Here is an 11,388-nt window from a genome sequence, read left to right as displayed (position 1 = left end):
CCATAGTTTGGACGGGTCGTAAACTAATGGCGGGTGATGGTGATGTGGACCGACGGCCCGCTCTGCTACGGCGGCGACTACAACCCCGAGCAGTGGCCGCCTCACGTGTGGGCCGAGGACGTCGCCCTGATGCGCCAGGCCGGGGTCAACCTCGTCACCGTGGGGGTGTTCGCCTGGTCCCGGCTCGAACCGGCACCTGGCCGGTACACCTTCGACTGGCTCGACCGGGTGCTCGACCTGCTGCACGCCGGCGGCGTGCGGGTTGCCCTGGCCACCCCCACCGCCTCGCCGCCGCCCTGGTTCACCCTGGCCCACCCGGGCGCGCTACCGGTGACCGCCGACGGGATCCGCCTGCACCACGGCAGCCGGGACACCTACTGCGCCGCCACGCCCGCCTACCGCGAGTCCGCGCTGCGGATCACCACCGCCCTGGCCGACCGGTACGCCCACCACCCGGCGCTGGCCGGCTGGCGCGTGCACAACGAGTACGGCACGATCTGCCACTGCGAGCACGCCGCCCGCGCGTTCCGGCTCTGGCTGGCCGCCCGGCACGGCGACCTGACCGCCCTCAACGACGCCTGGGTGACCAGCTTCTGGAGCCAGCACTACTCCGACTGGGCGCAGGTCAGCACCCCCCGGGCAACCCAGTACCTGCCCAACCCCGGCCAACTGCTCGACTTCCGCCGCTTCTGGTCGGACACCCTCCTCGCCGCGTACACCGAACAACGCGACCTGCTGCGGGCGGCGAACCCGGCGCTGCCGGTCACCACCAACTACGTGCTCGGCGACTGGGTGCCGGTCGACCACGCCCGCTGGGCCACCGAGGTGGACCTGGTCGCCGTCGACCACTACCCGTCCGCCGTCGACGGCGGCGCCGAGGAACAGACCGCGCTCGCCGCCGACCTCGCCCGTGGCTGGGCGCGGCACGCCGCCGCCCACCGGTCCCGCACGTCGCCGGCCGGCGACGCCGCGACGACGTGGTTGCTGATGGAGAGCGCACCCAACCAGATCCACACCGCCGGACGGATGCACACCAAGGAACCGGGGCGGATGCTGCGGCACAGCCTCACCCACGTCGCCCGCGGTTCGCACGGTGCGATGTTCTTCCAGTGGCGGGCACCGGTCGGCGGCGCCGAACGCTTCCACTCCGCCCTGGTGCCACACGCGGGACCGGAGAGCCGGGTGTTCCGGGAAGCCGTCCAACTGGGTGCCGCGCTGCGCCACCTCACCGAGGTTCGAGGCGCCGTCGAGGCGTCCGTGGCACTGGTCGTCGACGCGGCCAGCGGCTGGGCGCTGCGCCACCCCGGTCTGCCGTCGACCCTGCCGGACCACCACGACGAACTCGCCGCCGCGCACCGCCTCCTCTGGCGTGCCGGCTACGCCTGCGACACCGTCAGCCCTGGCGACCCCCTCGACGGGTACCGGCTGCTGGTCCTGCCCGCCCTGTACCTGACCGACGACGCCACCGCCGACTGGCTGCGCGGGTACGTCCACTCCGGCGGGCACCTGCTGGCCACGTACCTCAGTGGCGTCGCCGACGAACACGCCCGGGTACGCCTCGGCGGCTACCCCGGCGCGCTGCGGGACCTGCTCGGCGTCCACGCCGAGGAGTTCCACCCGCTCGCCGCCGACGACCACGTCCGACTCGACGACGGCGGGACGGGGCGCATCTGGGCCGAGACGCTGCGCCTGACCGGGGCCGACACCGTCGGGTCTTACGTCGGCGGGGTGCTCGACGCGATGCCCGCCGTCACCCGGCACCGGGCCGGCGACGGCACCGCCTGGTACCTGTCCACCCGCCCCGACGACACCACCTACCGTCGGCTGCTCGACACCGTCGCCCGGACGGCCGGCGTCGCCCCGGTCTGCCCCGGCGCGCCCGAAGGGGTGGAGACGGTACGCCGCCGCGACGGCGACACGAGCTGGCTCTTCCTGTTCAACCACACCGGGTGTGAGCAGCGCGTACCGGCGCGGGGGACGGAGCTGCTCAGCGCGACACGAATCGAGGAGGAGCTGACCCTGCGGCCCGGCGGCGTCGCCGTGCTCCGCGAGAGCCGGGTCGATCCGTCGGCAGCCGCTGGCTAACCTCGAAGCAGCGCGTCGGGACGCGCCGCGACTCGCCGGAAGGCTTGAAGCCACCCCGCACATTCTTCGAGCGACGGACACCGACGCTCAAATCCGCCCGTGCGAGTCCGGGCGAGCAGCGAGGTGCCGCGTGAAGACCCTGCCCGACAACCCCAACCTCGACCACCTGCGCCAGCGGGCCAAGAACCTGCTGGCCGGCCTGCGCGACATCGACCCGGCCGCGACGCCGGCCACCGCCCAGGACCGGCTGGCCGAGCAGCACGGCCGTCGCCCGCGCCGACGACATGGGGCGGCGGGGTCGCTGGTGACGGACCGGTGGCGGGTCTACGGAGGGCTGCACCCGGCCGCCGCTGCTGGCCCCGGCCCGTTCGTCGGTCACCCGTGCCGTCGGCGACGTGCTCGCCACGATCCACGGGCTCGACCCACCTGCTGTCGCATCTGCCGACCGGGCGGTACTGGAACACCTGCTGGACGTGGCGGCCGGGACGACCCGCCGCTGAGCCGCCGCCCGGAGACTCAACCGGTGGCGACGGCGGCACGGGAGCGGTCGGCGGCGATCCGTACCGCCAGCGCCGCCAGCACCGTACCCATCACGATCCGCTGTACCCGCAGCCACAGCGGTCGGCGGCTGAGGAAACCGGCGATGCCACCGGCGGTCAGCACGATCAGCGTGTTCACCGTCAACGCCACGGCGATCTGGGTCAGCCCCAGCAGCAGACTCTGCCCGGCCACGTTGCCCCGCGCCGGGTCGATGAACTGCGGCAGCAGCGACACGTACAGGATGGCGATCTTCGGGTTGAGCAGGTTGGTGACCAACCCCATGGTGAACAGTCGTCGAGCCGGATCGGGTGGCAGCGGCGCCGGGGTGAACGGCGACTGACCGCCCGGACGCAACGCCTGCCACGCCAGCCACAGCAGGTACGCCGCGCCGGCCACCTTGACCGCCGTGTACAGCGCCGGAACCAGCACGAACACGGTGGCAATGCCGGCCACCGCCGCGCCCAGGTACACCGCGAACCCGGCGGCCACCCCGAGCAGGGAGATCAGCCCCGCCCGCCGGCCCTGGGTCACCGACCGGGACACCAGGTAGACCATGTTCGGCCCCGGTGTCAGCACCAGCCCCAGGGCGACCAGCGCGATCCCGACGACTCCAGCCGTACCCACCATGTCCGTGACCCCCGTCCCACGTGTGCTACGAGCCTAGGCCACCGGGGAATGCCGGCCGGGCCCGTGACGCTGCGCCATCGAGAGACGGTGGTCACGTTACGGTTGTCCGGGGAGGTGGCGCGGTTGGACAGGCGGTGGGAAGCGTCGGTCGAGGCGCAGATCAGGTCGGCTCAGGAACGCGGCGAGTTCGACGACCTGCCCGGCGCGGGCAAGCCGATCGCCGGCCGGGGCCTGCCCTACGACGAATCGTGGTGGATCAAGAGTTTCCTGGAGCGCGAGCAGGTGCCGACCGACCTGCTGCTGCCCACCCCGTTGCTGCTGCGCCGCCGCATCGAGCAACTCGCCGACGAGGTCCGCGACCTGCCCACCGAACAGGCCGTCCGGGCCTGTGTCGCCGACCTCAACGCCGAGGTGCTGGCCTGGCTGCGCAACCCGTCCGGACCACGGGTGGTGGTGCGCCCGGTCGACCCCGAGGCGGTGGTGCGCCGCTGGCAGGAGCAGCGGCGCGACGCCGTACGATCGCAGACCGCTGAGCCGCCGGTGCCGCCACGGCGTTCCTGGTTCCGCCGTCGCCGCGCCGCGTAACGCAACGGCCCGTTCGAGGACAGCCGCCTGATCCTGCTCACCACCACGGGAGCACGCACCGGCACCCGACACACCACCCCGTCGGCTACCTGCCCGACGGCGCGGAACGCATCCTGGTGATCGCGTCCGCCGGGGGGAGCGGACCGGAATCCACAGTGGTACCGCAACCTGATCACCGATCCGCAGGTGACCGTCGAGGACGGCACCTTCACCTATCCGGCGCGTGCCGAGGTGCTCACCGGTGCCGAACGCGACCGGCTCTTCGCCCGGGCCGTCGAGACGGACCCGGGTTGGGCGGACTACCAGGCGAAGACGGAACGGGTGATTCCCGTCGTGGCTCTCTATCCGCAGCCCGGCGGTCCCACCCGACGCGCCGTCGTGGGGCGCGGCGCTGAGGATGATCCACGACGCCAACGACCGGATCTCGCGCCCGTGCTCGACCGGCTGCGCGAGGAGCACCGGCGGGTCGCGGAGCTGCTGGAACAGCTCCGGCACACCGTCGACGACACGGCGGCCGACCGCGAGCAGGTCCGCGGTCGGGTCGCCCGGCTCGTCGCCGAACTGGAGGCCCACCTGGCGTACGGGGAGGAGCAGTTGATCCCGGTGCTCGACGGGACTGGCTGACGTTGACGCGGGGGCAGCGTCCGGGGCGCGTGTTCGTCCTGGCGCTGCCCCGTCCGTCGAGGCAACGAACCGCCAGCGGTGCCGGACGTTCAACAGGCGGCGACGCAGCACCGAAGACCGATTAACAGATTGCCGTTAACAGTAATCCGTTAATTGGTTGCCGCGAATCGGACAAAGCGACCATGCATCATAATGACAGTTAAGATGCATAAGCATCTAGGCTGGTGCGGGAGTGGCGTGCGCTGGTTCCGGAGCGCGGACCTGTGCCCAGTTCAGTGAGATCGGTGACCGGCGCTCGGACGTGTCGATGGGTCCGGGTCGTGGGCCGGTCAGCGGAAGTACTGGACCAGGCAGAACTCGTGGCCCTCCGGATCGGCCATGACGACGACCACGCCCTCGTCGTAGTCGTGCCGTTCGCCGGTGAACCGGCCACCCAGCTCGACGACCATCGCCATTGCCTCGTCGATGTCGTCGACGGAGATGTCCAGGTGGATCCGCACCTTGCCGGTCCCGGGCTCCGACACCGGCTGGAACACCAGCCGCGGCTGAGGATCGCCTCGCTCGCCGAGGTAGACCCAACCCTGCGGAGACGGCCCGGGCTCGCGACCGAGCAGGGCGCTCCAGAATCGCGCTACCCGCTCGGGATCAAGGCAGTCGATCGTCACACCGGACCAGACGTTCGCCATGCTGCGATTCTGACCGAGCGCGTGCCGATCGTGTGGCCGGCCGCCGCGGCCGGCCTGATCGCCGTTGGACGGTCGCCGCGCGGGTTTTCATCTGCCGGGCCGGTCCGGCACCCCGACCTTCGATCCGGTACGCCGAGCATTTCCGATCCGGCCGAGGTGGGTGTGTTCGAATCCCTCGGTCGTCTTCAGGCCGTAGCCCAGCGCGCGGTCGACGGCGATATGGAATGCCCAGGCGACGGCCAGAATTCCGAGCCAGTCGATTCGGTCGTGCCACGCGGCTGCGACAACGGTCGCCGCGCCGAGCGCCGCCGGCAGCGTGTAGGAGTGAGCCAGGTTGTAGCAGAAGGCGCCGAGGCGTGGCCCGTGCAGGTAGCCGAGCATGGACAGGTCGAAGACGAGGAAGAGGGCGAGCAGCGACCACCACGGGTATCCGGCGGCGACGGTCACGACGACGGCGAGGGCGGCGACGACGACCGCCTCGATGCGCTGCGCGGTGACCGGGTTCAGAGTTGGCATCTTCCACCTCCAGGTCGGTTGGGACTGACACTCATGGTGCTCGCCCGATCAACCGGTGAGCGCCCGGACGAGTCCGGACCGGAGCATGTGGGTCGAGGCGAGGCTCCTGATCGATGTCACCACGTCCGATCCAGCACCGGCTCGCGCACAGCGGGGCCGACCGGCCGCGAGCCCCGTCTGCACCCCTCGCGGCTTCTCGACGAGGTGGTCCCACGCCGGGCGGCGGAGGCCATCCGATGGTGGGTGACCCGCCACGCTCCTGACCCGGCCCCGGGCCGTCGTGGTCAGGTGGTCGCCGAGGGCGAACTCCGCGAGGACGGCTCCGCCGAGGACATGGAAGCGTGTTCTGTCCCGCGATGGTCCCGGACCTGGGCTGGAACAGGAGAAGCAGAAGGTCCTTGGCCAGGATCTGAGTGGCCGGGTGCTCCCGGGATACCGCGGTCATCGGCGGGGCTCCCAGCGGAAGAGTCGGGTAGCCAGGGCGACGGCGACGACGACCCAGCCCAGGGTGGGCGCGAGCAGGAACAGGGATTCGGTCACAGCGGTGCCACCGTTCCAGGCGTTCATGGTCAGTTCGGTGGCCGCGCCGCCGGGCAGCAGCCGCTTGAGCCAGGTGAGGTCAGCGGTGCCGCTGACGCCTACCCAGCTGGCCACGGCGATCGCGCCGAGACTGACGGGCAGGGTGGTGACCTGGGCGTGCTCGGGGGAGTTGGTCAGACCTGCGGTGGCCAGGGCCAGTGCGATCATCATGGCCAAGGCCGCCAGGGTCGCCACCACGAGCAGGACGACGTCGGCTGGTCCACCGGCGACCACGGCCAGCGCGGTCAGGATCGCGGCCACCTGGATCGTGGCCAGGACGGTGACGGGCAGCAGCAGGCCGGTGAGGATGCCGGCATCACTTTCGGCGGTGGAGCGCAACCGCTTGAGGAAGAGGTTCTGGCGCCGGGAGGCAAGGGTCGTGACGGCGGTGGTGTAGAGCCCGAACGCGGCCACGGTGAACATCACGATCGCCGCGATGTAGCCGAGGCTGCCGACGGCGGCGAAGGTCTCGTGCTGGCGGACGAAGAGGGCGGAGACGGCCGCCGGGACGATGAGGCTGGTGACCAGCACCAGCCGGTTACGGAAGATCTGGATCAGTTCGCTGGAGGCGATGGACAACATCTGGACTTTCCTCTCGAGAGACCGAATCAGGTGTTGATGGCGCGGAACACGTCGTCGAGCCGGGTCGGCCCGGCCGCCAGGTCGGGCAGTTCCACCGCGTGCTCCTGCGCCCACCGGAGCAGGAGGTGCAGATCCTTCTGCAGGGCGAAGGTCTCGACCAGGACCTTCCCGTCGGCGTCGACGGCGGCCGGTAGCGGCAGCGCCGGCGTCGGCCTCGGCAGGGTGAAGCGGATGACCCCCGGCAGGGTGCGGGTCAGTTCGGAGACGGTGCCCTCCCGGTGGAGGGTGCCCTGGTGCATGAGCCCGATGCGGTCGGCGCGCTGCTGTGCCTCCTCCAGGTAGTGGGTGGTGAGCATGATGGTGGCGCCGTTTTCCCGCAGCCGGTCGACCGTCGCCCAGACGGCGTCGCGGGACTGGATGTCCAGGCCCGTGGTCGGCTCGTCCAGGAAGATCAGCTCCGGAGTGCCGTAGACGGCGGTGGCGAAGTCCAGCCGCCGTTTTTCGCCGCCGGAGAGTTGGGATACCTTCCGGCTCGCCCGGCCGGTGAGGTCGACGAGGTCGAGCACCCGGCCGACGTCGTCGGTGCGCCGGGTGAGCCGGCCGATCAGGCCGACGGACTCACGGACGGTGAGGTCCGGGGAGAATCCGCTCTCCTGGAGCATCACACCCATTCGGGGACGTACCGTTCGCCGGTCGTCGGGGCTGTGCCCGAAGACGCGTACCGTGCCCGAGGTTGGCCGCCGGTGTCCCTCGACAACTTCGAGGGTGGAGGTCTTTCCGGCGCCGTTGGTGCCTAGCAGTGCGTAGAGCTCTCCGGGCCGTACCTCGAAGGAGAGGTCCTTCACGGCGTGAAAGTCGCCGTAGGTGAGGTTCAGCCGGTCGACTTCGATGACTGGTGTGGTGGACATGCACCCATGACAGCGCGGGCGCGACCGACCGGTCAGTGGCGTGGCGTCACGACCGCATATGACGTGGTGTCACTGGTCGTGACCACGGGCTGCCGGATACTGAGACGGTGACCGCACGACCGCCGCGCTTCACCGAGTCGACGCAGCGAAGGCTGCGCCGGCTCAATCTGGCGACCTCACTGCCGCCGGTGGTGTTCGCCGCGGTGGTGCTGCTCTACATCGACGTGCATGCCTGGTGGCACATCGTCGTGCTGGCACCGGGTGCGGTGGCGGCCGTGGTGGCCTTCGAACGGTGGACGGCGAACGACCTGTCCCGGTTCGCCCTGCCCTGCGTGATCGTCGCGGGCACGGTGTGGCCACTGGGGGTGCTGGTCACCGGTAGTCCGAACGCGTACTGGGGGATCTGCGCCGTGGGTTCCCTCGCCCTGCGCGAGGTGCGGCGGCGGGTTCTCGCGATGGTGGGGTTGTTCTCCTACGTCGCCGCGATCGGCGCTACGCGACTGCTGGTGGAACGGGACGACGTACGCCAGGTTCTGGTCGCCTACGTTCTCGTCCCGACCATTCTCACCGTCGTCGTGACCGTCGTGACGATAGTGGGTGAGCGGTTCTACGACCTCATCCGGGAACTCGAACAGACCCGGGAGCGCGAGGCGGAGTTGGCCGTGGTCCGGGAACGGGCCCGGTTCGCCAGCGACCTGCACGACATCCAGGGACACACCCTGCACGTGGTCAAATTGAAGATCGCCCTGGCCCAGAAACTGCTGGACCGTGACACCGCACGGGCGGGCAGGGAGTTGCAGGAGACGTACGCGCTGGTCAGCGACACCATCGCGCAGACCAAGGAACTCGCGTACGCCCAACGGCGGCTCAACCTGACCGCAGAGATCGAGAATGCGAAGAACCTGTTCGAGGCCGCCGGCATTCGGGTCCGGGTCACCCGGGAGGCCGAGGTCGCTGCCCACGTCGGCGAAATGCTCGGGCAGGTGCTGCGCGAGACGACCACCAACATCCTGCGGCACGCACAGGCCACGAAGGTGCAGATCACGCTCGCTGCGCGGGGCATCACCATCGTCAACGACGGCGTGACCGCCGCCACGGTCCCCGAGCTCAGGGGGCTCGCGGCGCTTCGGCAACGGGTGGCGAGTGATGGCGGCGAGTTGACCGTGGAACTGAAGGACGATCGATTCCTGACGGCTGCGGTGTTTCCGCCCGCGCGGGCCGGCATGGCCCCCACGGTCCCGGGGGAGGACGCGAGGTGACAACCATCGTGCTCGCCGACGACGAGATGCTGCTGCGCACCGCCCTGGCCGCGCTGCTGCCGATGGAGGGCGACATCACCGTTGTCGACGAGGCCCAAGACGGTGGGGCGGCCATCGAGGCGACCCTGCGGCACCGGCCCGACGTGTTGGTCATCGATCTGGAGATGCCGGGCGTGGACGGGCTCGGCGCGGTCGCCGAAATCCGCCGCGTGCGACCGGAGCAGGTGGTCCTCATGCTGACCCGGCACGCCCGCCCCGGCGTGCTGCGTAAGGCGTTGAAGCTCGGCGTCCAGGGTTTCGTCAGCAAATCCGCCGAGCCGGCCCACATCGCCTCAGTCATCGCCACCCTGCACGCGGGGAAGCGCTGGATCGATTCGGACGTGTCCGTGCTCGCCGTCACCGAGGACTCCCCGCTGACGGATCGCGAGGCCGATGTGCTGCGGGTCACCGGCGAGGGCTACTCGGTCGCCGACATCGCCGCCCGCCTCCACCTCGCGCCGGGCACCGTACGCAACTATCTCTCCAACGCGATGCGTAAGACCCAGACCCGGACCCGCCACGAGGCGGCCCGCTACGCCCGGGAACACGACTGGCTGTGAGCCCCCGTCCCGGGTGTTGATCAGGTCCGTCCGTCCATCGGGCCGCGACCAGTGCCGCCACATCGTCCAGGGTCAGTGGCAGGCCATAGGGTTACCGGCATGGCGTTGCGGCTGGTGCAGGTGAACTTCAAGGCTCGGAACGATTCAGCTCTCGGCCGGTTCTGGGCGGACGCGCTCGGCTGGGGTGTCTCCAGCGAGGAACCCGGTGTGACCAACCTCGAACCCCTGGGATTCTCCTGGCCGGACCCGACCGCCGTCTGCATCGACCTCGTCCTCGTCCCGGATCCGGAGACCGTGCGGTACCGCGCGCACCTCGATCTCGCCACCACCTCGGCGGACCATCAGGCGGAGCTGGTGGCACGCCTGACCGATCTCGGTGCGACGCCCGCGGACGTGGGTCAGGGTGACGTCCCGTGGACGGTTCTGGCCGACCCGGAGGGCAACGTGTTCTGCGTGTTGGAGCCTCGGGAGATCTACCGGGACACCGGGCCAATCGCCGCGGTGGTGGTCGACTGCGCGGATCCGCGCGCCATGGCCCGGTTCTGGGGTGAGGCGACTGACTGGACGCTGCACGAGGTGACCGACGATCATGCGCGGCTGCGTTCGGCCCGGGGTGTCGGCCCGTACCTGGAATTCCTGCGTACGTCGGGGCCGAGGACCTGGTGGAGCCGGGTCCATCTCGACCTGAAACCGTACTCCGGTGACGATCAGGCGGCGGAGGTGGCCCGGCTTGAGGCGCTCGGCGCCACCGTCGTCGACGTGGGCCAGGGCGACGTGTCGTGGCGGTGCCTCACCGACCCCGAGGGCAACGAGTTCTGCGTCCTGTCCCCGGGCTGACGCCCGCCCTCCCCCTGCGACACCAGCGGCGGTCACCGGCGGGCAGCCCCGACATCGGACGCCTGCCGCCGCCGGTGCGGCCGGGCGTGCTGCCGGTCGGAAAACCGGTTGAGCGTCGCCTTCGCGGTCCCGTAGGTTGCCGACGACCCGCCGCAGTGAAGACAGAGGACACAATCCGCGTGACCCCACCTGCTCTCTGAACCTGACATCTTCTCCGCTCTGGTAGCCGACGTTCCCGTCGGTCTCGCCGGGCTGCCCGCGCGCGCCCGGTCGTACAGCGCTTGAGGCCGCGCGCAATCGGCCTCGTGTCAGGTCTCTGGAGCAATCGTGTCTTCACAACCTCATATCGTGCTGCCCTGGTTCGTCCGTCGGACCAGGCTGCCTCTGCTGTCGCTGCGGTGCGTGGACTGCCGGTCGGAGTCGGCCACCACCGGCCAGGGCAGGTTCCGCGTCAACGCCAACGGCAAGCTGCTGGACGTGTGGCTGCTGGTCCGCTGCGTGTCCTGTGATCGGACGAGCAAGCTCACCGTGCATGAACGGATGCCGGTCGGATCCTTCGACCCGGGGCAGCTGCGCGGCTACCGCGTCAACGATCCGGAACTGGTGGCGTCCAGACTGCTGGATCCGCTGCTCGCCCGGCGCAACCGGTTCACCCTCGACTGGACGGGGGCCTGGCGGCTGGACGTTCCGTCGGAGCGGCCCGACGGGGCGTGGCCGGTCCAGGTCGTGGTCGTCTTCGACGATTCGGTGCCGGTGCGTCCCGAACGGCTCATCGCGCAGGGCCTCGGTCTCAGCAGGAGCGAGGTGCTGCGACGGATCAAGTGTGATGTTCCGCTGCGCCGTCCGAGGAGTGCCGGGTTCACCTTCACCGTGCTGGCCGGGGACTGACGGGGTGTGGCCGGGCCGTCCCGGTGGTCGCGCCCGGCCACGAACCGCGCCGATGCCGGCGAGCGGCGGTGGC

At 70.6% G+C, this 11,388-nt stretch carries 12 protein-coding genes and 1 pseudogene; 8 read left to right on the top strand and 5 right to left on the bottom strand.

The genetic code is table 11. The annotated features are described in order from the left end of the window. Positions 1–36: 36 nt before the first annotated feature. Positions 37–2,085 (top strand): beta-galactosidase, encoded by a 2,049-nt coding sequence (locus SM447_RS12415; protein WP_474573263.1) that lies wholly within the window; start codon positions 37–39, stop codon positions 2,083–2,085. Positions 2,086–2,601: 516 nt separating this feature from the next. Here SM447_RS12415 and SM447_RS12410 read toward each other — a convergent pair. Continuing rightward, entirely contained in the window at positions 2,602–3,252 is a 651-nt protein-coding gene (locus SM447_RS12410) for a LysE family translocator (protein WP_474572905.1), read from the bottom strand. A gap of 114 nt (positions 3,253–3,366) precedes the next feature. On the opposite strand from SM447_RS12410, the gene SM447_RS12405 reads away from it, so the two are divergent. The 3 genes and pseudogenes from SM447_RS12405 (at position 3,367) to SM447_RS12395 (ending at position 4,461) form a co-directional block, all read left to right on the top strand. Next, positions 3,367–3,837, top strand: a complete 471-nt coding sequence (locus SM447_RS12405) for a DnaJ family domain-containing protein (protein ID WP_474573262.1) — start codon at positions 3,367–3,369, stop codon at positions 3,835–3,837. Positions 3,838–3,981: 144 nt separating this feature from the next. Next, positions 3,982–4,167 (top strand): annotated as a pseudogene (locus SM447_RS12400) (nitroreductase/quinone reductase family protein); the annotation flags it as partial. Continuing rightward, positions 4,159–4,461, top strand: a complete 303-nt coding sequence (locus SM447_RS12395; protein WP_474573261.1) for a hemerythrin domain-containing protein — start codon at positions 4,159–4,161, stop codon at positions 4,459–4,461. The pseudogene SM447_RS12400 and the gene SM447_RS12395, both read left to right, overlap by 9 nt. 329 nt (positions 4,462–4,790) lie before the next feature. Here SM447_RS12395 and SM447_RS12390 read toward each other — a convergent pair whose 3' ends face one another. From SM447_RS12390 to SM447_RS12375, 4 genes are all read right to left on the bottom strand, one after another. Continuing rightward, on the bottom strand, positions 4,791–5,147 hold the full coding sequence (locus SM447_RS12390; RefSeq protein WP_474572904.1) for a VOC family protein: 357 nt from the start codon (positions 5,145–5,147) through the stop codon (positions 4,791–4,793). An 87-nt stretch (positions 5,148–5,234) separates the two neighbouring features. Next, positions 5,235–5,663 (bottom strand): DUF4260 domain-containing protein, encoded by a 429-nt coding sequence (locus SM447_RS12385; protein ID WP_474572903.1) that lies wholly within the window; start codon positions 5,661–5,663, stop codon positions 5,235–5,237. A gap of 441 nt (positions 5,664–6,104) precedes the next feature. Next, positions 6,105–6,824, bottom strand: a complete 720-nt coding sequence (locus tag SM447_RS12380) for a hypothetical protein (protein WP_474572902.1) — start codon at positions 6,822–6,824, stop codon at positions 6,105–6,107. A gap of 26 nt (positions 6,825–6,850) precedes the next feature. Then, a complete protein-coding gene (locus SM447_RS12375) occupies positions 6,851–7,732 on the bottom strand; it encodes an ABC transporter ATP-binding protein (protein WP_474572901.1) in 882 nt (293 codons plus the stop codon). Positions 7,733–7,839: 107 nt separating this feature from the next. On the opposite strand from SM447_RS12375, the gene SM447_RS12370 reads away from it, so the two are divergent. The 4 genes from SM447_RS12370 (at position 7,840) to SM447_RS12355 (ending at position 11,315) form a co-directional block, all read left to right on the top strand. After that, entirely contained in the window at positions 7,840–8,991 is a 1,152-nt protein-coding gene (locus SM447_RS12370; RefSeq protein WP_474572900.1) for a sensor histidine kinase, read from the top strand. Then, positions 8,988–9,590 (top strand): response regulator, encoded by a 603-nt coding sequence (locus tag SM447_RS12365; RefSeq protein ID WP_474572899.1) that lies wholly within the window; start codon positions 8,988–8,990, stop codon positions 9,588–9,590. The genes SM447_RS12370 and SM447_RS12365 overlap by 4 nt, the downstream gene beginning before the upstream one ends. A gap of 99 nt (positions 9,591–9,689) precedes the next feature. After that, positions 9,690–10,427 carry a VOC family protein gene (locus tag SM447_RS12360; protein ID WP_474572898.1) on the top strand — a complete coding sequence of 246 codons (738 nt, stop codon included), beginning with the start codon at positions 9,690–9,692 and terminating at the stop codon, positions 10,425–10,427. Positions 10,428–10,775: 348 nt separating this feature from the next. After that, entirely contained in the window at positions 10,776–11,315 is a 540-nt protein-coding gene (locus tag SM447_RS12355; RefSeq protein WP_474572897.1) for a DUF1062 domain-containing protein, read from the top strand. The last annotated feature ends 73 nt before the right edge of the window (positions 11,316–11,388 follow it).

The organism is Micromonospora aridisoli, from assembly GCF_056150025.1.
Note: the sequence above shows the minus strand (reverse complement) of the source record. Positions and strands in the feature narration are given on the sequence as shown.